Origin of the sequence: Curtobacterium sp. Leaf183 (assembly GCF_001424385.1) — a bacterium.
Taxonomy (GTDB): Bacteria; Actinomycetota; Actinomycetes; order Actinomycetales; family Microbacteriaceae; genus Curtobacterium.
Window position 1 is genome coordinate 208,786 of record NZ_LMPO01000007.1, and the last position, 25,992, is coordinate 234,777.

Annotated in this window: 29 protein-coding genes; 23 read left to right on the top strand and 6 right to left on the bottom strand. The window is 72.2% G+C overall.

Features of this window, described 5'->3' with window-relative positions:
* The 3 genes from ASG04_RS05425 to ASG04_RS05435 form a co-directional block, all read left to right on the top strand.
* Nucleotides 1–2,422 (top strand): GH92 family glycosyl hydrolase (locus ASG04_RS05425; protein ID WP_200938405.1); only part of this gene is annotated, 2,422 nt, incomplete at its 5' end.
* Between the two features lie 34 nt (nt 2,423–2,456).
* The gene (locus tag ASG04_RS05430; protein ID WP_156463541.1) at nt 2,457–2,714 is read left to right on the top strand and encodes a hypothetical protein; all 258 of its coding nucleotides are present in this window, start codon (nt 2,457–2,459) and stop codon (nt 2,712–2,714) included.
* Nucleotides 2,715–2,747: 33 nt separating this feature from the next.
* Entirely contained in the window at nt 2,748–2,969 is a 222-nt protein-coding gene (locus tag ASG04_RS05435; RefSeq protein WP_056121244.1) for a hypothetical protein, read from the top strand.
* A 3-nt stretch (nt 2,970–2,972) separates the two neighbouring features.
* On the opposite strand, the gene ASG04_RS05440 is transcribed toward ASG04_RS05435, so the two are convergent.
* Nucleotides 2,973–3,422: a MarR family winged helix-turn-helix transcriptional regulator gene (locus tag ASG04_RS05440; RefSeq protein WP_056121245.1), complete on the bottom strand. Its 450-nt coding sequence runs from the start codon at nt 3,420–3,422 to the stop codon at nt 2,973–2,975.
* Nucleotides 3,423–3,616: 194 nt separating this feature from the next.
* On the opposite strand from ASG04_RS05440, the gene ASG04_RS05445 reads away from it, so the two are divergent.
* The 5 genes from ASG04_RS05445 (at nt 3,617) to ASG04_RS05465 (ending at nt 7,039) form a co-directional block, all read left to right on the top strand.
* Entirely contained in the window at nt 3,617–4,270 is a 654-nt protein-coding gene (locus ASG04_RS05445; protein ID WP_056121247.1) for a hypothetical protein, read from the top strand.
* A gap of 111 nt (nt 4,271–4,381) precedes the next feature.
* Nucleotides 4,382–5,266: a S26 family signal peptidase gene (locus ASG04_RS05450; protein ID WP_056121249.1), complete on the top strand. Its 885-nt coding sequence runs from the start codon at nt 4,382–4,384 to the stop codon at nt 5,264–5,266.
* Nucleotides 5,263–6,117 carry a LamG domain-containing protein gene (locus tag ASG04_RS05455; RefSeq protein WP_056121251.1) on the top strand — a complete coding sequence of 285 codons (855 nt, stop codon included), beginning with the start codon at nt 5,263–5,265 and terminating at the stop codon, nt 6,115–6,117. Before ASG04_RS05450 ends, ASG04_RS05455 begins: the two co-directional genes overlap by 4 nt.
* A gap of 38 nt (nt 6,118–6,155) precedes the next feature.
* Complete coding sequence (locus ASG04_RS05460) at nt 6,156–6,464, top strand: type II toxin-antitoxin system Phd/YefM family antitoxin (protein WP_056121252.1); 309 nt, start codon at nt 6,156–6,158, stop codon at nt 6,462–6,464.
* Nucleotides 6,465–6,526: 62 nt separating this feature from the next.
* Nucleotides 6,527–7,039 (top strand): hypothetical protein, encoded by a 513-nt coding sequence (locus ASG04_RS05465; protein ID WP_156463542.1) that lies wholly within the window; start codon nt 6,527–6,529, stop codon nt 7,037–7,039.
* A gap of 6 nt (nt 7,040–7,045) precedes the next feature.
* Here ASG04_RS05465 and ASG04_RS05470 read toward each other — a convergent pair whose 3' ends face one another.
* The 3 genes from ASG04_RS05470 to ASG04_RS05480 form a co-directional block, all read right to left on the bottom strand.
* Nucleotides 7,046–7,564, bottom strand: a complete 519-nt coding sequence (locus tag ASG04_RS05470; RefSeq protein ID WP_056121256.1) for a GNAT family N-acetyltransferase — start codon at nt 7,562–7,564, stop codon at nt 7,046–7,048.
* A 40-nt stretch (nt 7,565–7,604) separates the two neighbouring features.
* On the bottom strand, nt 7,605–8,543 hold the full coding sequence (locus ASG04_RS05475) for an aldo/keto reductase (protein ID WP_156463543.1): 939 nt from the start codon (nt 8,541–8,543) through the stop codon (nt 7,605–7,607).
* Between the two features lie 64 nt (nt 8,544–8,607).
* Nucleotides 8,608–9,255 carry a CG0192-related protein gene (locus ASG04_RS05480; protein WP_056121258.1) on the bottom strand — a complete coding sequence of 216 codons (648 nt, stop codon included), beginning with the start codon at nt 9,253–9,255 and terminating at the stop codon, nt 8,608–8,610.
* Between the two features lie 41 nt (nt 9,256–9,296).
* Here ASG04_RS05480 and ASG04_RS05485 point away from each other — a divergent pair, with 41 nt between their 5' ends.
* Complete coding sequence (locus tag ASG04_RS05485; protein WP_056121260.1) at nt 9,297–10,109, top strand: putative RNA methyltransferase; 813 nt, start codon at nt 9,297–9,299, stop codon at nt 10,107–10,109.
* Nucleotides 10,110–10,273: 164 nt separating this feature from the next.
* Here ASG04_RS05485 and ASG04_RS05490 read toward each other — a convergent pair whose 3' ends face one another.
* Nucleotides 10,274–10,705, bottom strand: a complete 432-nt coding sequence (locus ASG04_RS05490; protein WP_056121261.1) for a VOC family protein — start codon at nt 10,703–10,705, stop codon at nt 10,274–10,276.
* 62 nt (nt 10,706–10,767) lie between these two features.
* On the opposite strand from ASG04_RS05490, the gene ASG04_RS05495 reads away from it, so the two are divergent.
* From ASG04_RS05495 to ASG04_RS05530, 8 genes are all read left to right on the top strand, one after another.
* Nucleotides 10,768–11,730, top strand: a complete 963-nt coding sequence (locus ASG04_RS05495) for a helix-turn-helix transcriptional regulator (protein WP_056121263.1) — start codon at nt 10,768–10,770, stop codon at nt 11,728–11,730.
* Between the two features lie 9 nt (nt 11,731–11,739).
* A complete protein-coding gene (locus tag ASG04_RS05500; protein WP_056121265.1) occupies nt 11,740–12,189 on the top strand; it encodes a GNAT family N-acetyltransferase in 450 nt (149 codons plus the stop codon).
* A gap of 253 nt (nt 12,190–12,442) precedes the next feature.
* On the top strand, nt 12,443–12,532 hold the full coding sequence (locus ASG04_RS05505) for a potassium-transporting ATPase subunit F (RefSeq protein ID WP_056121266.1): 90 nt from the start codon (nt 12,443–12,445) through the stop codon (nt 12,530–12,532).
* Nucleotides 12,532–14,214 (top strand): potassium-transporting ATPase subunit KdpA, encoded by a 1,683-nt coding sequence (kdpA, locus tag ASG04_RS05510; RefSeq protein WP_056121268.1) that lies wholly within the window; start codon nt 12,532–12,534, stop codon nt 14,212–14,214. Before ASG04_RS05505 ends, kdpA begins: the two co-directional genes overlap by 1 nt.
* Nucleotides 14,211–16,307 carry a potassium-transporting ATPase subunit KdpB gene (gene kdpB, locus ASG04_RS05515; protein ID WP_056121269.1) on the top strand — a complete coding sequence of 699 codons (2,097 nt, stop codon included), beginning with the start codon at nt 14,211–14,213 and terminating at the stop codon, nt 16,305–16,307. The genes kdpA and kdpB overlap by 4 nt, the downstream gene beginning before the upstream one ends.
* Before the next feature lie 3 nt (nt 16,308–16,310).
* On the top strand, nt 16,311–16,916 hold the full coding sequence (gene kdpC / locus ASG04_RS05520) for a potassium-transporting ATPase subunit KdpC (RefSeq protein ID WP_056121271.1): 606 nt from the start codon (nt 16,311–16,313) through the stop codon (nt 16,914–16,916).
* A 171-nt stretch (nt 16,917–17,087) separates the two neighbouring features.
* Complete coding sequence (locus ASG04_RS05525; protein WP_056121273.1) at nt 17,088–19,580, top strand: ATP-binding protein; 2,493 nt, start codon at nt 17,088–17,090, stop codon at nt 19,578–19,580.
* Nucleotides 19,577–20,263: a response regulator gene (locus tag ASG04_RS05530; protein ID WP_056121275.1), complete on the top strand. Its 687-nt coding sequence runs from the start codon at nt 19,577–19,579 to the stop codon at nt 20,261–20,263. The genes ASG04_RS05525 and ASG04_RS05530 overlap by 4 nt, the downstream gene beginning before the upstream one ends.
* Before the next feature lie 217 nt (nt 20,264–20,480).
* Here the strand turns inward: ASG04_RS05530 and ASG04_RS05535 are convergent, their stop codons facing one another.
* Nucleotides 20,481–21,317 (bottom strand): helix-turn-helix transcriptional regulator, encoded by an 837-nt coding sequence (locus ASG04_RS05535; protein ID WP_056121277.1) that lies wholly within the window; start codon nt 21,315–21,317, stop codon nt 20,481–20,483.
* 109 nt (nt 21,318–21,426) lie between these two features.
* On the opposite strand from ASG04_RS05535, the gene hxlB reads away from it, so the two are divergent.
* The 6 genes from hxlB to ASG04_RS05565 all read left to right on the top strand — a co-directional run bounded on the left by hxlB (nt 21,427) and on the right by ASG04_RS05565 (nt 25,943).
* Nucleotides 21,427–21,999, top strand: coding sequence for a 6-phospho-3-hexuloisomerase (gene hxlB / locus ASG04_RS05540; RefSeq protein ID WP_056121279.1), 573 nt, complete (start codon nt 21,427–21,429; stop codon nt 21,997–21,999).
* A gap of 11 nt (nt 22,000–22,010) precedes the next feature.
* On the top strand, nt 22,011–22,637 hold the full coding sequence (hxlA, locus tag ASG04_RS05545; protein WP_056121281.1) for a 3-hexulose-6-phosphate synthase: 627 nt from the start codon (nt 22,011–22,013) through the stop codon (nt 22,635–22,637).
* A gap of 129 nt (nt 22,638–22,766) precedes the next feature.
* Complete coding sequence (locus tag ASG04_RS05550) at nt 22,767–23,258, top strand: GNAT family N-acetyltransferase (RefSeq protein ID WP_235515444.1); 492 nt, start codon at nt 22,767–22,769, stop codon at nt 23,256–23,258.
* 105 nt (nt 23,259–23,363) lie between these two features.
* Nucleotides 23,364–24,323 (top strand): bifunctional GNAT family N-acetyltransferase/class I SAM-dependent methyltransferase, encoded by a 960-nt coding sequence (locus ASG04_RS17560; RefSeq protein WP_162241694.1) that lies wholly within the window; start codon nt 23,364–23,366, stop codon nt 24,321–24,323.
* The gene (locus ASG04_RS05560) at nt 24,320–25,063 is read left to right on the top strand and encodes an alpha/beta hydrolase (protein ID WP_056121283.1); all 744 of its coding nucleotides are present in this window, start codon (nt 24,320–24,322) and stop codon (nt 25,061–25,063) included. The genes ASG04_RS17560 and ASG04_RS05560 overlap by 4 nt, the downstream gene beginning before the upstream one ends.
* Before the next feature lie 112 nt (nt 25,064–25,175).
* On the top strand, nt 25,176–25,943 hold the full coding sequence (locus ASG04_RS05565; protein WP_056121284.1) for an HAD family hydrolase: 768 nt from the start codon (nt 25,176–25,178) through the stop codon (nt 25,941–25,943).
* Nucleotides 25,944–25,992 lie beyond the last annotated feature (49 nt).

A 25,992-nucleotide genomic window follows, 5' to 3' on the forward strand; every position in this document is an offset into this window, starting at 1 on the left:
CCGGGCGAGCGACGACCGGCCCGCGATCCAGGCCTTCGCGACCAGCCACATCCCGTCGCCGTGGATGGGGGACCGCGGGGTCTTCCAGGTGATGCCGTCCCCGCTCGCGAGCCCCGACGTCGACCGCACGGCCCGGGCACTGGCGTTCGACCACGACGACGAGCTCGACGGCCCGCACCGGTACCGCGTGGCGCTCGAGCACGGCGTCACTGCCGAGATGACCGCGGGGGAGTTCGCCCTGGGGTTCCGGTTCACCGGCGCGCGCAGCATCGTGCTCGACCACCACGGGCGCGTCCTCGACGCCTCGGTGCGGGTCGACGACGACGGCACCGCCGTGGTCGAGGCACACCTGGACGACCGGCCGGGCACCCCGCCGCACTTCGTGCACGTGCGGGTCCCGGGCGTCACGGCGGACCACACCGCGTTCACCGACCAGGTGCTGTCCGGCTGGGTGGCCGTCGACGGCGACACCGACGTGCTGCTCGGGATCTCGACGGTCTCGTTCGCGGACGCGCGGGCCAACCTCGACGCCGCCGGGTCCTTCGACGCGATGCGGACCCGCGCCGAGGAGCTCTGGGACACCGAGCTCGCCACGCTCGACGTCGAGGGTGCCACTGATGACCAGCTCGTGTCGCTGTACTCCGGGCTGTACCGGCTGTTCCTCTACCCGAACCGGGCCGGCGAGACCGCGCTGACGGGAACGCCCCACCACCGCTCCCCGTACGGCGACGTCCTGGCGGACCCGATCCGCGACGAGCCCGGCCCCGAGGTCGTCGAGGCACCGATGACCACCACGAACGGGTTCTGGGACACCTACCGCACCGCCTGGCCGCTGCTCGGGCTGCTCACCCCGGACACCGCCGCCGAGCTCGCGCAGGGCTTCGTCGAGCACTTCCACGACGGCGGGTGGACCCCGCGTTGGAGCGCCCCGGGCGCCGAGGACTGCATGACCGGCACCACGAGCGACACCGTGTTCGGCGACCTGGTCGCCAAGGGCATCGACGGCTTCGACGTCGAGCAGGCGTACCGCAGCGCGGTGAAGAACGCGACCGTCCCGCCGCGTGACGAGCGCGTCGGACGCAAGGGGAGCCTCCCGGGCGCCTTCCGCGGCCACGTCGACACCGACACCTCCGAGGGGATGTCGTGGACCCTCGACGCGGCGATCAACGACTGGAGCGTCTCGGTGCTCGCCGCCGCCCTGGCGGACCGCACCGCGGACGCTGCCGAACGCGAGCGGTACGACGCCGAGGCCGAGTGGTTCGCCCGCCGCTCGCTGCAGTACCGCAACGTCTTCGACCGCCGCCGCGGCTTCTTCATCGGACGCACGCCCGACGGGCAGTGGCGCGAGGGCGAGGGGTACGACCCCGACCAGTGGGGCGGCGACTACACCGAGACGAACGCCTGGGGCACGATGTTCACCGCGCCGCACGACGGCGCCGGCATGGTCGACCTGCACGGCGGTCCGGCTGGCTTCGACGCCGCGATCGACCGCTTCTTCGCCGAGCCGGAGACCGGGGCGACCGACCGCTCCGGCCACTACGGCTTCCCGATCCACGAGATGACCGAGGCCCGCGACGTGCGGATGGGCATGCTGGGCCTGTCGAACCAGCCTGCGCACCACATCCCGTTCTTCCCGATGTTCACCGGGCGTCACGACGACGCACACCGCATCGTGCGCGAGTGCCTGCAGCGGCTGTTCGTCGGCTCCGACCTGGGGCAGGGCTACCCGGGTGACGAGGACAACGGCGAGATGAGCGCCTGGTACGTCTTCGCGACGATCGGCCTGTACCCCCTTGCGCCGGCGAGCGGTTCCTACGTGATCGTGCCGCCGTCGGTCCGGCGGTCCGTCCTGCGTCCCCCGGGGGGCGCGCCCACCGTCATCGAGACCAGCGGCGACCCCGTGGGTGCGTACGTCGCGTCGGTGACGGTCGACGGGGTGCCCTGGACGTCGATCAGCATCCCGCACTCGGTCGTGACCGCGGCGTCGCGGATCGTCGTCGAGCTGTCCGCCGCGCCGCTCGGCTGGGCCGCCGACACGCGACCCGAGTCCGCCTCGACGGCACACGGCTACCGGGACACCCCGGCCGACGTGCTGCCGGTCGGGGCGTCGGCGCTGACGGACGACACCGGGCGGACGGCGACGGCGCTCGCCGCGGGGGCGGCCGTGTCGTTCCCGGTCGACGTGGGGTCGGCGTCGCTCTACACGGTGACGGTCGCGTCGGCCGGCACGTACGCGTGGTCGGTGTCGCTCGGGTCGTCGGCGTCAGCGTCGGCGTCGGCGGTGTCGGGCGCGGTGTTCGACTGGGCGGGGCAGACGCGCGTGTTCCGGGTCGCGGGCGGCGGCTCGACGTTCTCGTTCACCCCGCACACCGACATGGTGGTCACGCAGCTCGAGCTCATCGCGTCGGACGGACATCGTTGACCCGGTGTTCACCGAGCCGGAGCATGATCGCGCCATGTCGATGAGCGCACCGTTCGATCCGGAACAGCAGGGCAGTGACGTCCCCGTGGACGGCAGCGACCAGGACGAGCTCGAGGTCGAGCGGGACCGCGGCGACCTGACCGGCTCCGCCGAGCCGACCGACGCCGAGGGGTCCCCGGTGCGCCAGCACGACGAGGACGAGGCCGGCGGCGGGCCCGTCTTCCGTCGTCCCCAGGCCGGCGATCGTCTGGACGCCGAGGAACTGACGGCGGACTCCGAGCTCGACTCCTAGGTCCTGCTCATCGACGACGGGCATGCTCGTGGCATGTCGATGAGCAGCGCGTTCGATCCGTCGAAGGGTCTCGCGATCCCCGAGGACAAGGCCACCGAGAACGGCCTCGAGCTCGACCAGGACCCCGCACACGGGTTGGACATCGCGGTCGAGGTGGTCAGCGGTGCCGCTGCGGACCCGGCTGCCCCGGCGCTGTTCCTCGAGCCCCAGACGCCCTCGGCCGTCCGGGTGCCGAGCCCGCCGACCTCGGCGTAGCCGTCAGTCCCGCTGTTCGCGGGCGCTCTGCTGGAGCAGGCCCGTGGCGACCTCGTTGAACACGTTCGTCAGGTCGACGCCCATCGTGGCGCTGACCTCGCGCAACACCGTGGCGTAGCGCTCGCGCGTGCCCGTGACCACGGCTTCGCCGGCCGGGCTGAGCACGATCAATGAGCCACGTCGGTCGGAGGGGTTCGGGCGCCGCTCCACCAGCCCGGCGTCGGCGAGCCGGTCGACCATGTTGGTCACGGCGCCGGACGTCAGCCCGAGGTACCCCGCCAGCTCCGTCGCGGTCGAGTACCCGGTGTCGTTGACGAGCGTCAGCGCGCGCATGCCCGTCTCGTGGATGCCGGCGCGTGCGCTGAGCTGCCCGACCAGGCCCTTCTCCGCGCGCACCACAGCGTCGAACGCCGCGAGGAGGTCTCCTGCCTCGTCGTCTGCTGTTCCCGCCACCGGCTGCTCCCTGTCGTGTGTCCGTCGCCCAGGATCGCACGGACCACCCGGGTCCCGGCGTCGTGTCCCCCTGCGTCCCGCGTGCTGTCCCCCGCTCTGGGGAGGCGGCTCGGCTTCCGGTTGTGTGAATGGTTGGCTATCTTGATGATCAAGCAAACGCCCTGAACACCCAACACAGTCATCGAGGTAACCCCGTGTCCAACCCGAACCGCATCTCCCCGGTCAAGCGCCTCCGCTTCGCGCCCGTTGCGCTCATCGCGGGCATCTTCGCCGCCGTCCTGCTCTCCCTCTCGCTCACCGGCACCCTGTCCGGGTTCGCGGCGAGCATCACCAACAGCAGCAACACCGCCGCCAGCGGCACGCTCGTCATGCAGGAGCAGAACGCCAACGCGTCCGTCACCTGCCTCAGCACCGACGGCGGCTCCGTCTCGACCAACTCGGCGACGTGCTCGACGATCAACAAGTTCGGCGGCAGCACCACGATGACCCCGGGCGTGACGGTCAACACCCCGATCACGATCAAGAACACGGGCACCGCGGCCGCCAGCACCTTCACGCTGACCCCCGGCGCCACCTGCACGCAGTCCAACAACGGCTCGCTCAACGGCACCGCGACCGACCTCTGCGCCAAGATGAACATCGTCATCACCTCGGGTTCGACCACCGTGTTCTCCGGCACGCTCGCCAGCTTCAAGGGCGCAGCCGCCACCGCGTTCACGATGCCCACCGCCCCGGCCGCCGGCGCCTCGGTCCCGTTCAACTTCGCCGTCACGCTCGACAGCAGCGCCGGCAACACCTACCAGGGCCTCGCCGCCTCGGTCCCGATGACGTGGACCTTCACCGCCTGATCCGCTGATCGTCCCCGTCCCACTGGGCGACGCCTCGACCGATCCCGAAACGGCCGAGACGTCGCCCATCCCCACCCCGCCACGAACCCCAGCTGAGAGAGGACGACGACCATGAGCCAGACCGCCGCCCTCCCCCTGACCGGAACGCTCTCCCGGCCCCTCATCGGGGCCCCGAGTGCCACCCGCTTCGAGGTCGTCCTCGCCTGGACGGTCGCCGGTCTCGCCGCGGTGCTCCTCGCCGCGGCCGCCCTGTTCCTGACCCAGGGCGGACGGATGTTCGTCGTCGAGACGCCGTCGATGGGCGAAGCAGCCCCGGTCGGCACCCTCGTCCTCGACCTCCCCGTGCAGGCATCGTCCCTGCAGGTCGGGGACATCGTGTCGTTCCGCGTCAGTGCCGCGCCGGACACCATCTACACGCACCGCGTCATCGACATCGACAGCGCCGGCGGGATCCACACCCGCGGCGACGTCAACGGTGCGACGGACCCGTGGACGCTGACGCAGGAGAACCTGGTCGGCACACCCGCGCTGCTCGTCCCGCACCTCGGCTGGCTGTTCCACGCCGCTCCGATCCTGCTCATCGGGACGCTGCTGATCTGGCTGCTCACGAGCCCGTTCAGCGACCGGGTCACCCGCGGGTCGCTCCGCGTCGCCGGGGCGTCGCTCACCGTGTCGTACGCGGCGTTCGTCCTCCGGCCCTTCGTGAACGTCACCACGATCACCAACACCGCGAACCCCGACTCCGTGGTCGCGACGGTCGTGTCCTCGGGGATTTTCCCGGTCCGCGTGCAGGCGCACGGCGGCAACAGCGTGCACCTGGTGGACGGCGAGGTCGGCCGCGTCGTGATCCACGAGCTGAGCCGTCACGGTCAGTACCACCTGACGTCCAACATCGACCTCGACCCGGCCGGGTGGGCGCTCCTGATCTGCGCCTGCCTCGCCCCCCTCGTGTGCTGCCTGGTCATCGGGCGCGAGCACCGGGTGCGCGCCTCGTGACCGTCGCCCGACTGCGCGACGGCAAGCTCGTCGCCCTGCTGCTCGTCGTCGCCCTGGCGGTCGTGGTGCTGTTCGCGCAGCTCGCACCGACCCGGTCCGCGTTCAGCGCGAAGGTCACCAACGGCAGCAACTCCGCCGGCACCGCGGCGTACTTCATGTGCGCCAGTGCCGTGGACGCCGACGACGCCGGCGCCACGTTCCGGTACCGACTCGGCGAGGCCACTGGTGCGAAGACCGCGGCCGACTCGTCGGTGGCCTCGTCGAACGGCACCTACCAGGGGTCGATGGTCGCGGCGACGCCCTCGCCGATCGCCTGCCCCCGCGACACCGGGAGCGCCTACGTGCTCAACGGGTCGACGAGCTTCGTCTCGACGCCGACGTCGGTGCGGAACCCGACGACCTTCAGCGAGGAGGTCTGGTTCCGGACGACCGTCGCGGGTGGGATGCTCATCGGGTTCGGCAGCAACCAGGTCGCCGTCTCCGGGCAGCACGACCGGCAGGTCTACATCAACACCGCGGGGCAGCTCGTCTTCGGCGCGTACAGCACCACCACGCAGGTCGTCACCTCGCCGGGCGCGGTCACGGACGGCGCCTGGCACCACGTCGTCGCGACGATGTCGGCCGCCACGGGCATGCGGCTCTACCTGGACGGCGCGCTGGTCGCGTCGAACGCCGCGTACACGGCGCCGGAGAACTACACCGGCTACTGGCGCGTCGGCTACGACACCGTCAGTGGATGGCCTGGTCAGCCCAACAACTTCTTCTTCACCGGCTCGATGCGCTTCGCGGCGGTGTACACCACGGTGCTCACCCCGGCGCAGGTCGCGAACCACTCCGCGGCCGGCCGGTAACGGTGGTTCCTACACAGAAGACTGTGTAGATTGGGGTCATGTCGACCCTCAGCATCACCGAAGCATCGCGCGCCGGCGTCTCGGCGCTGGTCTCCGCTGCGATCGACGACGGCGATGTCGCCCTGTCGCGACACGGCCGGGTCGTCGCGCAGGTGGTCAGCGCGGACGAGTTCGCCGATCTCCGCAACAGCCGCGAGACCCTGCGTGACGCGGCGCTCGTCATGGCCCGCTTCGCGACGGACGACGGCGCTCGGACCGAGCTCGACGTGGCGATGGAGTCCCTCGGCGTCAGCCGTGTCGAGCTGGAGCGGGAGATCGCTGCCGAGCAGTCCGCCACGACACCGTGACGGACCGGGCTCGCCCGGACCCGACCCGGCCTGCTCGTGTCCGGCTGACCAGCGACGCGGTGATGGATCTGGAGCGACTGCACCGGCTCGACCCGGATGCGCTGCGCACGGTCCTCAAGAAGATGCTGCTGCTCGAGCGGTCCCCACTCGCGGGCGAACCGCTGCTCGGCGCGCTCGTGGGGTTCCGCAAGCTGGTCGCGGGCGACCGGACGTGGCGCATCGTCTGGCGCGTCACCGAGGACGACCGCCACGATCCGGTCCTCGACATCGCCGAGGTGTGGGCAGCGGGAGCCCGCGCAGACGAACAGGTGTACCAGGAGCTCAGCGCACGGGTCGAACGGGCGAAGGGCGACAGTCGTCCGGCGGTGCGCGCCCTCGCGGCGGTCGTCGCCGAGATGGGCCGGCTCTACCGGTCTGTCGACGCCGCTCCCGAACCGGACCGTGGGCCCGACTTCCCGGACTGGCTCGCCCGCGGTCTGGCCGAGGTGCTGCACCTCACCGAGCGCGAGATCGCCGCGATCTCGGTCGACGAGGCACAGCGCCGACTGGCCGAGCACTGGTCCCGTCCGCGCTGAGCAGCGTCAGCGCTCGCCGACGCGGTACTTGAACCCGACGTGCGAACCAGTGAACCCGAGCCGTTCGTAGAACCGGTGGGCGTCCACCCGGGCAGCGTCGGACGTCAGCTGCACCAGCGCGACGTCGAGCGCCGGTGCCGCGACGTCGGTCACCCAGCGCATCATCGCGCCGCCGATGCCGCCCGACCGCAGGTCACTCCGGACCCGGACGGCCTCGACGAGCAGCCGTGTCGACCCCTGCCGAGCCATGCCGGGGATGCGGGTGAGCTGGAAGGTCCCCACGAGCCTCCCGTCCCGGTCCACGGCGACCAGCAGCGCGTTCGCCGGGTCCTCGGTGACCGCCCGCAGAGCGGTCGCGTAGCGCGGTCGGTCCGACTCGTCGGCGACGTCGCCGCGTGCAGCGCTGACCGGGTCGTCCGACAGCAGCGCCATCAGTGGGTCGAGGTCGTCGTGCACGGCGGACCGCAGCGTGACGTCGCCGGACCGGGGTGACAGCAGGACGGGCAGGGTGAGGTCGTGGAGCACGACCTCACCCTGCCCGATGCAGCGCGGCGGGGGAAGGCGGTCAGGGAACGGTGTGCCCCGCCGCGGTCAGGACGCGGTACCACTCCTCGCGCGTCAGCTCGACGTCGCTGCCCGCTGCCGAGTCGCGCACGCGCAGCGGGTTCGTCGTGCCGAGGACGACCTGGAAGTGCGCGGGGTGCCGCGTGATCCACGCCACGGCGATGCCCGTCGGCGTGACTCCGTGCGCACTCGCCAGCTCCTCGAGCACGTCGTTCAGCTCGGCGTAGTGCTCGCGGTCGCCCAGGAAGACGCCGTCGAAGAAGCCCTTCTGGAACGGCGACCAGGCCTGCAGGGTCACGTCGTCGAGGCGCGAGTGGTTGAGGATGTCGTTGTCGCGGTCGATCGACTGGTCCAGTCCGCCCATGTTGGCGGACAGGCCCTGCGTGATGACGTTCGCGTGCGTGATGCTCAGCTGCACCTGGTTGAACGCGAGCGGACGCGTGACCGACTTCTTCAGCAGTGCGACCTGCCCGGGCGTGTGGTTCGAGACGCCGAAGTGGTGCACCTTGCCGGCCGCGTGCAGCTCGTCGAAGGCCTTCGCGACCTCGTCCGGTTCGACCAGGGCGTCGGGGCGGTGCAGCAGCAGGACGTCGATGTAGTCGGTGCGGAGTGCGGTGAGCGACTCCTCGACCGACTCCATGATGTGGTCGTACGAGAAGTCGAAGTACGCGCCGTTCGCCGTCGGTCGGATGCCGACCTTCGTCTGCAGCTGGATGGCCGCGCGCTCGGACGACGACAGGGTGACGGCGCCGCTGAACCGCTCCTCGCACCCGTGCCAGCCGCCGTAGACGGCCGCGTGGTCGAACATCGTCACGCCCGCGTCGCGCGAGGCCGCGTAGAGCGAGCGGATGTCCTCGTCGCTCATGTCGTTGATCCGCATCAGGCCGACGACGACGTTGGATGCGGTGAGGTCCGTCTGTGGCAACTCCAGTGTCTTCACACGGCCGATCCTGCCACCCGGGGGAGTCCCGAGACAGGCACTGTGGGTACCCGCCGCGGGCGGGTCAGGGGCGCAGCACGGCCACGACGGTGGGCTCGGAACCGGCCCAGGTCGCCGTGAGCGTCGCGCCGTCCGAGGGCCCCGGCGTCTCCGGCACGTCGGTCCCGACCACCCGCAGCACCACCAGGTCGCCGTTCCCGGTCGACACGGTGCTGGTCGTCCCGGCGGTCACGACCTGCACGGCCGAGACGGCGGGGGAGTCAGTGGCCGAACCGCTGCCCGTCGCCGAGCCCTCCTTCGCCGGAGCCGTGCCGCCCTCGCCCGGTGCTGCCTCGAGTTCGGCCTCGTGGCCACCGGTCGCGATCGCGCGCCGCAGGACGTCGGCGTAGACCGGGTCGCCCACGGCGTCGTAGACCCAGCGGCGGCCGAGCACCGAGTGGTGCATCTCGGTCACCAGGAAGTCCTCGGCCCCGGCCAGCGGTGCACCCCGGTAGGTGAGCGGCACGTGCAGCACGGGCCCGTCCCCGACCCGCACCAGGTACGTCTCCACGCCGACCTCGCCGTCCGGGTCGTCGAACCGGAAGCGTCCCAGCGCCACGAGCGCACCGCGCTCCCCGTCCGGGTCGACCCCGCTCCACGGCTGCGACGGCAGCCACGCGGCGATCGCGTCGGTCTTCGACGGGCGGAGTTCGGCGTTGTGGATGACGGCCATGCCCCGACCGTACCGGGGCCGCACGCCCGTACGCTGGTGCGGTGCGCGACGACCTGCTCCCCGTGCTCGCCTGCACCGTCTGTCGCGAGCCGCTCGCCCGCACCGGCGACGGCCAGGCCGGCTGCGCGGACGGGCACCGCTTCGACGAGGCCAAGCAGGGCCACCTGACGCTCCTGCCCGCCAAGCGCCGTGCGCTCACCGCGGACACCCCGGAGATGGTCGACGCCCGCATCCGCTTCCTCGGCCGCGGACACTACGCACCCGTCGAGCGGGCGCTCGCCGCGGTCGTCGCGTCGTCCGACGCGCCGGGCATCGTCCTCGACGTCGGTTCCGGCCCAGGGACCTACCTGGCACACGCGCTGCGCGCGGCGGACGGGAGGCTCGGGGTCGCGCTCGACCTGTCACCCGTCGCCGTGCGTCGCGCGGCTCGGGTACACCCGCGGGTCGGCGCGGTCGTCGGCGACGTCACGGAGCGGCTGCCCGTCGTCGACGGTGCGGCAGCCGTGGTGCTCGACGTGTTCGCCCCGCGGAACCAGCGCGAGTACGCCCGGGTGCTGCACGCGGACGGCGTCCTGGTCGTCGTGACGCCGCGCCCCGGTCACCTGGCCGAACTCGCCGAGGCCACGATCAGCGTCGACCCCGAGAAGGACCGCCGGCTGCACGACTCATTGACGCCGTCGTTCGTCCAGCGCTCGTCCGAGGACCTGACGTGGACGATGGAGCTCGACGCCGCGGACGTGCACGACGTGGTGCACATGGGCCCCAGTCACCACCACGTCGCTCCCGACGCGGTCTTCGCCCCGACGACGGTGACGGCCGCGGTCACCGTGAGCACCTGGGCGCCGATCGCCTGAGCGGAGCGGACCTGCCGCGGTCGACGGCCACGTTCCGCTCGCTCGGTGACGAATCCGGTTCACGATCCCCGAGGATCGCGAACCGGATTCGTCACCGCCAGGAACGGGAACGGACGTCCGAGCGCCCGCCGGGCCGCCGGCCCGCCGGCCCGCCGGCCCGCCGGTCAGCCGGTCACGCCCTCCGCCGGAGCCGCCACGTCGAGGGCCCAGATGACACCGAACCGGTCGCGGAGCTGCCCGGCGAGCGGCGACCACGCCGACGGCCCGAACGGCTGCCGGACCTCGGCCCCGTCGAGCAGCCCGTTCCACGCGGCGGTGACCTCGTCGGGGTCGGTGCCGCTCAGGTAGACGTACGAGGCGTTCGTGCCCTGGTCCCAGGGTTGTCCCGGCCACACGTCGAATGCCATCACGCGGATGCCCGATGCGCTCTGCACCTGGCCCCACACGATGCGGTCGGCCCAGCCGGGCTCGTCGGTGGCGCCCATCGCGCCGTAGGTCATGGTGACGGCCTGGGTGCCGAACGCCGTGGCGTAGAAGTCGAGTGCCTCGCGGGCGTTGCCGTCGAAGTTGAGGTGGGGTGTCGTGGTGATCGTCATGGGAGCGAGTCTGTCTAGGGAAGCGGTCAGATCGTGTCCGCTTCTCGACCGATACTGGTCCCATGGCCGGACCGTCCTCGCGCATGCTCGCACTCCTCTCGCTGCTGCAGGTGCGTCGCGACTGGCCGGGCGACGTCCTCGCTGAACGTCTCGAGGTCAGTCCCCGCACCGTCCGTCGCGACGTCGATCGCCTGCGCGAGCTCGGCTACCGGGTCGACGCGCTCAAGGGCCCGGCCGGCGGCTACCGGTTGTCCGCCGGGTCGGAGCTCCCACCACTGCTCTTCGACGACGAGCAGGCGGTGGCGATCGCCCTCGCGCTCGCCGTCGCACCCGCGTCCGGTGCCGACATCGCCGAGTCCGCCGTCCGTGCCCTGGCGGCGGTCCGACAGGTCATGCCGTCGCGCCTGCGCCACCGCATCGACGCGGTCGACGTCGTCACCACTCCCGGCGCCACCACGGTCGACCCCGGGGTCCTGGTCGCGGTGAGCGAGGCGGTGCACACGGCACAGGTGCTGCGGTTCGGGTACCGGGCGGCGTGGCCCGGCGACGAGGACGACGACCGACCACCGCGCCGGGTCGAGCCGCATGCGGTCGTCGCCCGGAACGGCCGCTGGTACCTGCTCGCGTGGGAGGACGAGCGGGACGACTGGCGCACGTACCGCATCGACCGGATGACCCCGCGGACACCGACGGGTCGGCACTTCACCCCGCGTGCGGTCCCGGGCGGCGACCCCGCGGCGTTCGTGGCCGCACGCTTCCGCGGCTCGGACGGGGCAGGCGCCTGGCCGTGCACCGGCACGGTCGTGCTGCACGCGCCCGCACGCCGGGTCGCGCCGTACCTGGACGCGGACGCCGTGCTCGAGGAGCTCGGCCCGAACCGGTGCCGTCTGACGACGGGCTCCTGGTCGTGGACCGCCCTCGCGGCCAGGGTCGCCGGCTTCGACGTCGCCTTCGAGGTCGAGGCACCCGCTCCACTCCGCGCCGCGCTCGACTCGCTCGCCGACCGGCTCCGGTCGGTTCCCTAGCCTGGGGCGATGCAGATCCGCACCGTCACACCTGCCGACGAGTCCGACTGGTCCGACCTGTACCGCGGGTACCGCGCCTTCTACGCCCTCCCGGACGACGACGCCGCCGTCCGGACGACGTGGTCGTGGGTGTCGCGGGGCGAGCACGGCCTGACCGGACTCGTCGCCGTCGACGACGCGCAGCGCACTGTCGGCCTCGCGAACCTCCGCCGGTTCGCCCGACCCTCGTCGGCGAGCACGGGCCTGTACCTCGACGACCTGTTCACCGCCCCGGACGCCCGGGGGCACGGCGTCGCGACCGCGCTGCTGCAGGAGGCCGCTGCGCTCGCCGGGCGCGAGGGCGCGACCGTCGTCCGTTGGATCACCGCCGCCGACAACAGCCGCGCCCGACAGGTCTACGACCGGTCCGCCGTCGCGACCCCCTGGGTCACCTACGACATGCGACCGGCGGTCGGCTGAGCACCGTGGGAGCGCGGGGACGTTAGGGGCTCGCATGTGTCGCGCAGGGCGGCGTTAGGAGCGCGTTAGGAACGACCTGGAGGCACGCGGCCGGATCCACGATCGGTTCCGGCACCACACACGGTGCCGTCCACGGCACCCGCCGCGGAATCCATGATCTCCAGGAGTCCCACGTGTTCGACGTCTTCGTCGTCGCCGGTGTCCTCGCCGTGTTCGGCGTGGTGGCACTGATCGCCAAGGGGGTGGAGCGGCTGTGATCGCGATCACCATCGTCGCCGCCGTCCTCGGCATCGCCGCACTCGTCTACCTCGTCTGGGCGCTCGTGCGTCCCGAGCGGTTCTGATGGGCGCCGCACAGACCTGGGCCGGCATCGCGCAGGTCGCCCTGCTCGTCCTGCTGCTCGTCGTCGTCCACCGTCCACTCGGTGACTGGATGGCCCGGCTCTACGAGTCGCAGCACCACGGTCGCGTCGAACGCGGGGTCTACCGACTGATCGGTGTCGACCCCGACGCCGAGCAGTCCTGGGCCGCGTACCTGCGCGGTGTGCTGCTGGTCAGCGTCGTGGGGGTCGGCATCGTCTACCTGCTGCAGCGCATCCAGGTTGTCCTGCCGGGTGACCTCGGGCTGCCGGCCGTCGGCCCGTCGCTCGCGTTCAACACCGCGGTGTCGTTCGTGACGAACACGAACTGGCAGTCGTACTCGCCCGAGGCGACCCTGGGCTCCTCGGTCCAGATGGCCGGGCTCGCGGTGCAGAACTTCGTCTCCGCGGCAGTCGGCCTGGCCGTCGCGGTCGCCCTGGTGCGCGGGTTCGCCCGTCGTCGCTCCGGCACGCTCGGCAACGTGTGGGTCGACATCGTGCGTGGCACCGGTCGCCTGCTCCTGCCGTTGTCGTTCGTCGCCGCGCTGGTGCTCGTCGCCGGAGGCGTGATCCAGTCGTGGGGGAGCGGCACCGACGTCACGACGCTGATCGGCGGCACGCAGCACATCCCGGACGGCTTCGTCGCCTCGCAGGAGGCCATCAAGGAACTCGGCACGAACGGTGGCGGGTACTTCAACGCCAACTCAGCCCACCCGTTCGAGAACCCGCAGGCCTGGACGAGCCTGTTCCAGGTCTTCCTGATGCTCGCGATCCCGTTCTCGCTGCCGCGCACGTTCGGCCGCATGGTCGGCGACCGCCGTCAGGGGTACGCGATCCTCGCCGTGATGGGGCTGATCTTCCTGGTCTCGCTCTCGGTGATGTCGATCGCCGAGCTCGGCGGGGGCGGAGCGGCGACCCACGCCGCCGGTGCCGCGATGGAGGGCAAGGAGGTCCGCTTCGGGATCCTCGGCACGACGCTCTTCGGCACGACCTCGACCGCGACGTCGACGGGCGCGGTGAACGGCATGTTCGACAGCTTCACCCCGATCGGCGGGATGATGGCGATGCTGAACATGATGCTCGGTGAGGTCACCCCGGGCGGTGTCGGGTCGGGCCTGTACGGCATGCTCGTGCTCGCCGTGATCACGGTGTTCATCGGCGGCCTGCTGGTCGGCCGGACGCCCGAGTACCTCGGCAAGAAGATCCGCTCGCGGGAGATGACCTTCGCCGCGCTGTACATCCTCGTCACGCCGACGGTCGTGCTGCTCGGCACGGCGCTGTCACTGGTGATCCCGGGTGTCCGCGAACAGGTCCTCGGCACGTCGGTGTTCAACCCCGGCAACCACGGCCTGTCCGAGCTGCTCTACGCGTTCACCAGCGCCGGCAACAACAACGGCTCGGCGTTCGGCGGCCTCACCGCGAACACGACGTGGATGAACTCCGCGCTCGGCGTCGCGATGCTGCTCGGCCGCTTCGTGCCCATGGTCTTCGTCCTGGCGCTCGCCGGGTCGCTCGCCAGCCAGGACAAGGTGCCCGAGACCGTCGGCACCCTCCCCACCCACCGGCCGCTCTTCATCGGCCTGCTCGCCGGTGTCGCCGTCATCGTGACCGCGCTCACCTACTTCCCGGTGCTGGCACTGGGACCCCTCGCAGAAGGACTGTCATGACGCTCGTGACCTCCGAGTCGGAACCGCGCAGCGCGGTGGAGCCGACCACCCGCTCGTCCGCCTTCGGGCCCCGGCAACTGGTGGCGGGCCTCCCGGGCGCGTTCCGCAAGCTCGACCCGCGCCTGATGTGGAAGAACCCCGTCATGTTCCTGGTCGAGGTGGGCGCCGCCCTGACCACGGCCGCCGCGTTCGTCGACGTGTCCGCGTTCACCATCGCGATCGCGATCTGGCTCTGGCTGACGGTCGTCTTCGCCAACCTGGCCGAGTCGGTCGCCGAGGGCCGGGGCAAGGCCCAGGCCGACACGCTCCGGAAGACCCGCTCGACCACGAGCGCCCGTCGCGTGCTCGACTACGACACCGCACGGCCCGCCGCCACGGACAACGCGACCGAGGACATCGCCTCGGTCGACCTGGCCAAGGGCGACGTCGTGGTCGTCGTCGCCGGGGACGTGATCCCCGGGGACGGTGACGTCATCGACGGCATCGCCTCGGTGGACGAGTCCGCCGTCACGGGGGAGTCCGCGCCGGTGATCCGCGAGTCGGGCGGTGACCGCAGCGCCGTCACGGGCGGCACCCGGGTGCTGTCCGACCGGATCATCGTGCGCATCACCTCGACACCGGGCGAGACGTTCATCGACCGGATGATCCGGCTGGTCGAGGGCGCCGCGCGGCAGAAGACGCCGAACGAGATCGCGCTGAACATCCTGCTCGCGTCGCTGTCGATCGTCTTCGTCATCGTCTGCCTGACGATGCAGCCCATCGCCGGCATGGTCGGTTCGACGGTCAGCATCACGGTGCTCATCGCGCTGCTCGTCTGCCTGATCCCGACCACCATCGGTGCGCTGCTGTCGGCCATCGGCATCGCCGGCATGGACCGGCTCGTGCAGCGGAACGTCCTGGCGATGTCCGGCCGCGCGGTCGAGGCGGCCGGGGACATCACGACGCTGCTGCTCGACAAGACGGGCACCATCACGTACGGCAACCGCCGGGCCTCCCGCGTGGTGCCCGTGCCCGGGGTGACGCAGGCCGACCTGATGGCCGCCGCCGCGCTGTCGAGTGCCGCCGACGGGACGCCTGAAGGACGCTCCATCGTCGACCTGGCGGTCGCAGACGGGGTGACCACCGGCCTGCCGGACGGTGCGGTCGAGGTGCCGTTCACCGCGAACACCCGCATGTCCGGCGTCGACCTGACCGACGGTTCGCAGGTCCGGAAGGGCGCTGCAGCTGCAGTCCTCAACTGGGCTGGAACCCCCGATGCCGGTGTGGTCGCGGCGATCGACGCCACCGTGGCGGAGATCTCCGACCAGGGTGGCACGCCGCTCGTCGTCGCTCGTCGCGCCCCGTCGGGTGCGGTCGACCTGCTCGGCGTCGTGCACCTGAAGGACGTCGTCAAGGACGGGCTGGCCGAGCGCTTCGGTGAGCTCCGCAGCATGGGCATCCGCACGGTGATGATCACGGGCGACAACCCCCGCACCGCCAAGGCGATCGCCGCCGAGGCCGGGGTCGACGACTTCCTGGCCGAGGCCACCCCGGAGGACAAGCTCGCGCTGATCCGTCGGGAGCAGGAGGGCGGGAACCTCGTCGCGATGACCGGTGACGGCACGAACGACGCCCCAGCCCTGGCGCAGGCGGACGTCGGCGTCGCGATGAACACCGGGACGACCGCGGCGAAGGAGGCCGGCAACATGGTCGACCTCGACTCGGACCCGACGAAGCTCATCGACGTCGTCCGGATCGGGAAGCAGCTGCTCATCACCCGCGGGGCGCTCACCACGTTCTCGATCGCCAACGACGTCGCGAAGTACTTCGCGATCATCCCGGCGATGTTCCAGCTGGCGTTCCCCGGCCTGGCCGCGCTCAACGTGATGGGCCTGCACAGCCCGTCGTCCGCGATCCTGTCGGCCGTCGTGTTCAACGCGCTCGTCATCGTGGCGCTCATCCCGCTGTCCCTGCGTGGCGTCAAGTACCGCGCGGCGTCGGCGTCGTCGATCCTCGGCCGCAACCTGCTCGTCTACGGGCTCGGCGGCGTGATCGTCCCCTTCATCGGCATCAAACTGATCGACCTCGTGGTCGGTCTCCTCCCGGGGTTCTGACTCATGGCAACCAGCTCGCGTTCCTTCCTCCGCACCACCGGCGTCGCGGTCCGGCTCATGGTCCTGGCGACCGTCGTGCTCGGCATCGCCTACCCGCTCGCCGTCTGGGGCGTCGGCCAGGCCGCCTTCCACGACCAGGCCAACGGGTCGATCGTGTCCCAGGACGGCAAGCCCGTCGGGTCCTCGCTGATCGGGCAGTCCTTCACGGGCGGGCAGGCGGACCGGTGGTTCCAGTCGCGTCCCTCCGCCGCTGGTGAGGACGGGTACGACGCGAACGCCTCGTCCGGCTCGAACCTCGGCCCGTCCAACCCCGACCTGACGAAGGCCGTCGAGGCGCGGAAGGCCGCGGTCGCGAAGGCCGACGGGGTCTCCGCCGCCGACGTGCCCGCTGATGCGGTGACTGCGTCGGGCTCGGGTCTCGACCCGGACATCAGCCCGGCGTACGCCCGCCTGCAGATCAGCCGCGTGGCGTCGGCCCGCGGTCTGAGCGAGTCGGTCGTGCGGAAGCTCGTCGACGAGCACACCGAAGCGCGGCAGCTCGGCGTGCTGGGCGACCCCGCGGTCAACGTGCTCGAGCTCAACCTGGCCCTGGCGTCGTTGTCGGCGTGACGACGCCGAGCGCCCTGCCGCGGTGCGGTTCGGCGTCGCACAACCGAAACCCGTTCGAACCACGGACGTCCGTGGTTCGAACGGGAGGCGGTTCTGCGACGCCGATCGGAACCGTGCGCCGCGGACGGGCGCCAACGCGCACCACACACGAACCCGCGAGAGGATGAGCACGTGAAGCGAGGCAAGCTGCGGGTCCTGCTCGGTGCCGCGCCCGGCGTCGGCAAGACCTTCACGATGCTCGAAGAGGGGCGCCGCTTGCGCGATGAGGGCCGCGACGTGGTCGTCGCCGTCGTCGAGACCCACGGCCGCGCCGCCACCGCCGCGCTCGTCGAGGGGCTCGAGCTCGTGCCGCGCCGCGTCGAGTCCCACCGCGGCGTCGAACTGGACGACATGGACCTGGACGCGGTCGTCGCCCGGCACCCCGACGTCGCCCTGGTCGACGAGCTCGCGCACACGAACGCCCCCGGCGGCCCGCACGACAAACGGTGGCAGGACGTCGAGGCGCTGCTCGCCGCGGGCATCGACGTGATCTCGACGGTGAACATCCAGCACATGCAGTCCCTCGGGGACGTCGTGCGCGAGATCACCGGCACCGTGCAGCGCGAGACCGTCCCCGACGCCGTGGTGCGCGCGGCCGACCAGATCGAGGTTGTCGACCTGTCGCCCCAGGCCCTGCGCGAGCGGCTCTCCGAGGGGCTCGTGTACCCGGCCGCCCGGATCGACGCGGCCCTGTCGAACTACTTCCGCCTGGGCAACCTGACCGCCCTGCGTGAGATCGCCCTGCTGTGGCTGGCCGACGAGGTCGACGACGCCCTGCGGCGGTACCGCGCCGAACACGGGATCGAGCACCGGTGGGAGGCCCGCGAGCGCGTCCTCGTGGCACTGACCGGTGGCCCCGAGGGCGAGACCCTGCTGCGTCGGGGTGCCCGCATCGCGGCGCGGTCGTCGGGCGGCGAGCTCGCGGCCGTCCACGTCACGACGAACGACGGGCTGCGCGAGCGACACCCCGGCGCCCTCGGCAAGCAGCGCGCCCTGCTCGAGCAACTCGGCGGTACTTACCACCAGGTGGTCGGGGACGACGTGCCGAGCACCCTCGTGCGCTTCGCCCGGTCGATCGACGCGACGCAGATCGTGATCGGCGTCAGCCGCCGCAGTCGGACGGCCGCCGCGCTCACCGGCCCGGGCATCGGCAACACCGTCATCCAGGAGTCCGGCGACATCGACGTGCACGTCGTCACGCACGAGCGGGCGGGCGGCGGGTTCGCCCTGCCCCGGCTCGGCGGCAGCCTGTCCCGCGGACGGGTCCTGGCGGCCTTCGGCCTGTCGCTGGTGGTCGGTCCGCTGCTCACCTGGCTGCTGTCGTTCGGCAAGACGCCCGACGCGATCACGGTCGACGTGCTCGCGTACCAGCTGCTGGTGCTGGTCGTCGCCCTGGTCGGCGGGATGTGGCCGGCCGTGTTCGCCGCCGTGCTGTCCGGGCTGAGCCTCGACTTCTTCTTCGTGCAACCCCTGTACCAGGTCACCGTCCAGCAGCCGTGGCACCTCGTCGCCCTGGTCATGTACGTCATCAGCGCCGTGCTCGTCAGCTTCGTGGTCGACCGCTCGGCCCGCAGGTCCCGGACGGCACGGCGTGCCGCCGCCGAGTCCGGGCTGCTCGTCGGCATCGCGGGCAGCGTGCTGCGCGGGGACGACGCCCTGCAGGCGCTCGTGGACCGCACGCGCGAGGCCTTCGGCTTCACCGGTCTGCGCGTCCGACAGGGGGACGTGGTGCCAGCCACGTCGGGGACGTTCGGCGATGCGCCGGACGCCACCACGAGCCTCCCGTCCGGTGCCGTGCTCGAGTTCGCCGGCGCACCAGACGACCCGACGCAGCGCCGGTTGCTGCGGGTGGTCGAGCAGCAGATCGACGCCGCGGTCGAGCACCGTGAGCTGACGCGGACCGCGGTCGACGCGGAGCGCATCGCCGCGGCCGACCGGGTGCGGAGCGCGATCCTCGCGGCCGTCGGCCACGACGTCCGGCGGCCCATCGCCGCCGCCTCCGCGGCCGTGCAGACCCTGCGAGCCAGCGACATCGCGTTGTCGGAACCCGACCGGGAGGCCCTGCTCGCCACCGCCGACGAGAGCCTCGGGCAGCTCGCGGTGCTGTTGGGCGACCTGCTCGACGTCTCACGGGTGCAGGCGGGGGTGCTCGCGGTCTCGGCCGTGCCGCTCCCACTGGAGACCGTGGTCGCGCCCGCCCTCGACGAGCTGGAGCTCGGACCGGACGACGTCGACCTGGACCTGCCCGCCGAACTGCCCCAGGTGCTGGCCGACCCGGTGCTGCTGCAGCGCGTCCTCGTGAACCTGCTCGCGAACGCCGTGCGGTTCGCACCGGAGGGCACGAGCGTCCGGGTGGCGGCGAGCGCGTTCGGCGGCGGCGTCGAACTCCGGATCGCCGACCACGGCCCGGGCATCCCCGAACCCCAGCGCGACGACGTCTTCCAGCCGTTCCAGCGGCTCGGGGACACCGACAACGAGACCGGCCTGGGACTCGGACTCGCCCTGGCCCGGGGGTTCACCGAGGGCATGGGCGGCACGATCGAGGTCGACGACACCCCGGGCGGTGGCCTCACGATGGTGGTGCGGCTGCCGATCGCCGGTCACGTGGGAGTGGAAGCACGATGAGGGTCCTGATCGCGGACGACGACCCGCAGCTCGTCCGTGCGCTGGGGGTGACGCTCTCGGCTCGCGGGTACGACGTCGTCACCGCCCGGGACGGCCGCGCCGCCATCGACGCCGTCATCACCGAGCGGCCGGACATCGTGATGCTCGACCTGGGCATGCCGCGGTTGGACGGCATCGGCGTCCTCGAGGGCATCCGGGCCTGGTCCCAGGTCCCGGTCCTGGTGCTGTCCGGCCGGACGGACTCGTCGGACAAGGTCGACGCGCTCGACGCCGGGGCCGACGACTACGTCACGAAGCCGTTCCAGATGGACGAGCTCCTGGCTCGCCTGCGCGCCCTGGGCCGTCGACGTGCGGCGGCAGCGGGCTCGGCGGAGTCCGCGCCGACCGTGCGGATCGGCGACCTCGTCGTGGACCTCGTCGCGAAGCAGGTCACCCCGCCGTCGGGACCCGCGATCCGCCTGACCCCGACCGAGTGGCGGCTGCTCGAGGTGCTGCTGGCGAACCCGGACCGGCTGATGACCCGCGAGATGCTCCTCACCGAGGTGTGGGGGCCCTCGCACGGCAGCGACTCCGGGTACCTGCGGCTGTACATCGCGCAGCTGCGGCGCAAGCTCGAGCCGGACCCGTCGGTGCCGCGCTACCTGGTCACCGAGTCGGGGATGGGCTACCGCTTCACGCCCTGAGCGGCACGGCGGGCGGCACGGCGTGCGGTGCGGTGCTGCTCGGTCGACCCGGGGGGGGGCGGTCCGATCTGTGCCCTGACGAATCCGGTCCGCTCAAGCCGGGGATCGTGGACCGGATCCGTCAGGACGCGCATGGCGATCCAGGGGCGGACGGCGTCAGCTGAGCACTCGCGCGTCGGCTGGACCGAACGGCGTCAGCCAACTCGCGCAGAGTTCGTCAGACGCGCTGGGCCGCGAGCTCGGCGCGGGTCCGTGCCCCGCGCTTCCGGAGCAGGTTCGCCACGTGGTACTTCACCGTGTTGACGCTGATGCCGAGCCCGTCGGCGATCTCGCGGTTGCCGATGCCCGTCGCGACCAGGCGCAGCACGTCCTGCTCGCGCGGGGTCAGGTCGTCGCCGTCGGACAGCTCCACCGTGCCCGGCGCCGGGTCGAGCGGCAGCGCGATGTCGAGGACGGACCCCCACGCCGGCGTCGACGCGACGTCGAGCCGCCCGTCGAGTGCGACGACCCGCTCGGCGATGGGGCGCATCACGTCGTCGTGCACGTCGAGCGTGCCCGCGCCGTCGTCGCGCAGCTGCATGAGCAGGTTGCGCCCGTCGCAGTCCCACTGGATCCGGACGCGGTGGGCCTCGCCGGCGTCGACGAGCGCGAGCACCGCGGTCCGGACGATCGCCCGGGCCGCGTGGGCGACGTCGCCGGGCAGGGCGCGACCGGTCGCCGGCGGCTCGACGAACTGCACGTCGAGGTCACCGAACCGGACGAGCGGACGCAGGTCGGCGCGGAGTCGCGAGAACGCACCGGTCACCGGCTCGAGCAGTGCGCCGCGTCGCCGGTCGGTGACGGTGCGCAGGTCCACGAGTGCTGCCGAGGCGACCTCCACGGCCTCGGCCCGGGCTGCCGCGTCGGTCACCCGCGGCGAGCGCAGCACGGCGAGCACCGACTCCAGCGTCAGCGCGTGCCGGTCGGCCTGCTCGGCCACGGTCCGCGCGTGCTCGGCGGCGGCGAGGCGCCCGCCGAGGTCGACCCGGGCCTCCTGATCGGTCGTCGTGTCCACGCCCTGACCGTACGCGTCCCACCCGAGCGGGTGGGCTCACCCGATCGGACGAGGCACCCGCCGTGTCGGGTAGCGGTCCACCCGGGCGCGGAGGGCCAAGGTGGGTTGCATGGCACAACCGACCGTCCCCGACGCGCTCGACCTGGTCGTCCACGAGCTCGACGACCTGGTCGCCGGACTGCGCGACGCCGACCAGGCGCCGTCCGAGCGTGCCCTCGACCTGCTCGGCAGCGCAGCGCGCGTGTTCGTGCACGGTGCCGGTCGATCGGGGCTGGCACTCCGGATGACCGCCATGCGGCTGATGCACCTCGGACTGCAGGTCCACGTCGTGGGCGAGGTCACCACCCCGGCGATCCGCTCTGGCGACGTCCTGCTCGTCGCGAGCGGTTCCGGCACCACGACCGGCATCGTGCAGGCAGCACGGACCGCGTCGGACGAGGGTGCGAGCGTCCTCGCGATCTCGACGACCGACGACTCGCCGCTGTCCGAACTCGCGACCGTCACCCTCGTGCTGCCCGCCGCCACCAAGACCGACCGCTCCGGCACCGCGTCGGCGCAGTACGCCGGCAGCCTGTTCGAGCAGGGCGTCGTCCTGCTCGGTGACGCACTCTTCCACAGCCTGTGGCAGCGCAGCGGTCGGTCCGCCGACGAGCTGTGGCCCCGCCACGCCAACCTCGAATGAAAGGCACCACCATGCAGCTCCAGTTCGCCATGGACACCCTCACCACGGAGAAGGCGCTCGAACTCGCCGCCGCGGCAGCTCCGCACGTCGACATCATCGAGCTCGGCACGCCGCTCATCAAGAGCGCCGGTCTCTCCGCCGTGACCGCGATCAAGGAAGCCCACCCGGACAAGATCGTGTTCGCCGACCTCAAGACGATGGACGCCGGCGAGCTCGAGGCCGACATCGCCTTCTCCGCTGGCGCCGACCTGGTCACCGTGCTCGGGGTCGCCGGTGACAGCACCATCGCCGGTGCGGTCAAGGCAGCCAAGGCCCACGGCAAGGGCATCGTCGTCGACCTGATCGGCGTCTCCAACAAGGCCGCCCGTGCCCGCGAGGTCACCGAGATGGGCGTCGAGTTCGTCGAGATGCACGCCGGTCTCGACGAGCAGGCAGAGGAGGGCTTCACCTTCTCGAAGCTGCTCGACGCCGGCAAGGAGTCCGGCGTGCCGTTCTCGGTCGCCGGTGGCGTGAACGCCTCGTCCGTCGCGTCCGTGCAGGAGGCCGGCGCCCGCGTGGCCGTCGCCGGCAGCGCCATCTACAGCGCGTCCGACGTCGGCGCCGCGGCCGCCGAGATCCGCGCGGCGATCACGGCCTGACCCACCCCACCACGATCGGCCCGACGGGCCCCGGCTGCTGGCCGGGGACGTCGGGCCGTCGTCGTGTCGGGCTGCCGTCGTGTGGGCGTCGCATCCGTGTGGCGTCCCGTGTTCCGTAGGGTGGCTGGCGTGGACGACGAGCCGATCGCAGCACAGGCAGTCGGGCCTGCCGACGTCGCCGACGTCCGGGACTTCCTCGCGCGGTGCGACCTGACCCTCGCCGGCCTCGACGAACCGGCGGTCCGCCTGTGGGCAGTCCGAGCGGCGTCGGGCGCGGTCGTCGGGACCACGGGCTTCGAGCTGAGCACGGACGGGAGGCACGCCCTCCTCCGCAGCGTCGCCGTCGATCCGACACTCCGGGCCTCCGGCGCCGGTACCCGGCTCGCGATGTTCGCGCTCGGGGCGGCGCAGGACGCCGGCGCCGACCGAGCGTGGCTGTTCAGCCGACGGTCCGGGCCGTTCTGGCAGCGGCTGGGGTTCGTCCCCGCCGAGTTGTCGACGCTCGCCGCGGTGCTGGCGGACACGACGCAGGTGACGCTGTTCCGTGCGAGCGGGCAGCTGGAGCGGGAGGTCGCCTGGTCGCGCTGCTTGCGGGGCGGGCATCCCCGTGACGCCGTCTGACGGATCTGGTTCGCCGGACGCGGGGGTCGCCGACCGCATCCGTCACCGCGCGATCGGGAGTGCGGCGTCCTGCCGGTCCGGCGCGGGGAGCGCTAGCGTCGGAGCGTGACGATCGCGCTGCGGGCCATGACCGCCGACGACTGGCAGCAGTGGCGGCCGGTGCGGCTGGCGGCGCTCGCGGACGCCCCCGATGCCTTCGGCTCGCGGCTCGTCGACTGGGCAGATGCGCCAGAGAGCCGCTGGCGCACCCGGCTGTCGATCCCGGGTGCGCTCGACCTGGTCGCGTACGACGGTGAGCTCGCCGTCGGCATGGCCAGCGGGGTCCCCGGGGAGGGCGACCATGCCGAATTGATCTCGATGTGGGTCGACCCCGCCGCGCGTGGCCGCGGTGTCGCGGACGCCCTCATCGACGCCGTTGCCCGCTGGGCCGTCGAGACCGGGGCTGACGTGCTCGAGCTCGCGGTGATGCCCGACAACGCCCGTGCCCGACGGACGTACGCACGGCTCGGTTTCACGGAGTCCGCCGTGGCCGGTGACGCCCTGCCGGACGGCCGTCACGAGGTCGTGATGCGCCGGGCGCTGCCCGGACCACCGGAGTCCCCACGCGCCTCCAGGCTCGTCGACGTCCTCGCCGGGCTGGTGCGCCCGGGTGCACACGTGCTCGAACTCGGCTCGGGGGCCGGACGTGACGCGCTCGCCCTCGAAGCCGCCGGGTTCCGTGTCGATCGCACCGACGGGGCCAGGTCCTTCGTCGACGAGCTCCGGGCCGACGGACACGGCGCGCGGGTGCTCGACGTCCGGACCGGGGTGTTCGGCGGACCGTTCGACGCCGTGTTCGCGACCGGGCTGCTCCGCCACGTGCGGCGGGCGGAGCTCCGCGGGGTGCTCCGCCGTGCCCTCGTGGCCGTCCGTCCCGGCGGGGTGCTCGCCGTGACGGTGCAGCGGACCGACGATGCCCTCGCGGCTGACGTCGCCGCCGCAGGCTGGGACGACGTCGTCGTCCAGGCGACCTCGGGCGACGGGCCGATCACGATCACCGCACACCGGACTGAGGACGAACGATGAACCGAGCACTCCGTGTCACCACCTGGATCGTGGCGGCACTCGTCGTCCTGGTGCTGGTGTTCCTGGTCTGGGCGAACATCGTCATGCAGGGCACCCGGTCGGCGGCACTCCAGGTCTGGCGCGACGACCGGGTGTCCGTGCGCGACGCCGGCGACTCGGTCGTGATGAGCCCGACGGGGCAGGCGAACGGCGTGGGGATCGTGTTCATCCCGGGCGCCAAGGTCGACGCGTACGCCTACATGGCGTCCTTCCGGCAGGTCGTGGCGGCCGGCACCACCGTCGTCATCACGAAGCCGACCCTGCACCTGGCCTTCTTCGACCTCCGCCCGCTGTCCGCCTTCGAGCGGTACGCGCCGTCGGTCACCACCTGGGCGGTCGGCGGGCACTCGCTCGGCGGTGTCCGGGCGTGCCAGCTCGCCGACGACCCGGGCGTCGCCGGGCTGCTGCTGTTCGGCAGCTACTGCGCGAACGACCTGTCGCGCTCGGACGTCGACGTGCTGAGCGTCTCGGGGTCGCGCGACGGGCTGTCCACCCCGGCGAAGGTCGACGCCGCCCGCGACCGGCTGCCCGCCGACGCCACGATGACCGAGATCCAGGGCGCGAACCACGCCGACTTCGGCGCCTACGGCGCCCAGCCGGGGGACCTGACGGCGACGATCCCGCGGTCCCAGGCCCGAGCCGAGATCAGCGCGGCGGTCGAGCGGTGGATCGAGGGGATCCGGTCCGACGTCCTGCACTGACGATCCGGTGAACACGCTCCACAGGCGCGCAGCCGAGTGCAGCGCGGCACCTGGAGCGGTCCTAGACTCGGGCGCAGCACTCGTACGACACTGCTCCCTGGAAGGTGTGTCCATGACGTCGTCTGACCGGCGAACCCCTGCGCGCCTCGCCGACGCGCGGGCGCTCCTCTTCGACCTCGACGGCGTCCTCACGCCGACGGCCGACGTGCACATGCGGGCCTGGAGCCGGCTCTTCACGCCCTACCTCGAGCAGCACGGTGTCGCCCCGTACACGGAGCAGGACTACTTCGCGTACATCGACGGCAAGCCGCGGTACGACGGCGTGCGCTCGCTGCTCGACGCGCGAGGCATCGACCTGCCGCAGGGCTCCCCGGACGACGACCCCGACCAGGACACCGTCTGCGGGCTCGGCAACCGCAAGAACGCCGAGTTCACGGCCGAGCTGACCGAGCACGGGGTCGAGCCGTACCCGGGGTCGCTGCGCTTCCTGACCGCCGCGACCGACGCCGGGCTGTCCGTCGCCGTGGTGTCGAGCTCCGCCAACGCGAAGCAGGTCCTGCGCACGGCCGGCATCCTCGAGCGGTTCCCCGTCATCGTCGACGGCGTGGTCGCGCGCGAGGACGGCCTCGCCGGCAAGCCCGCACCCGACACGTACCTCGACGCAGCGAGTCGGTTCGGCCTCACCGCTGCCGAGTGCGTCGTGGTCGAGGACGCCACCAGCGGCGTCGCCGCCGGGCGGAACGGCGCGTTCGGACTCGTCATCGGCGTCGACCGCGGTGCGGGTGCCGACGCGCTCCGCGCCGACGGTGCCGACGTCGTCGTGACCGACCTGGCGGACCTGCTCGCCGAGCTGCCGCAGCCGGCCACCCCCACGGCCTGACCGACCCACCGGGCGCGATCCGTGCCTCCAGAGCGTCCCTGACCACTCC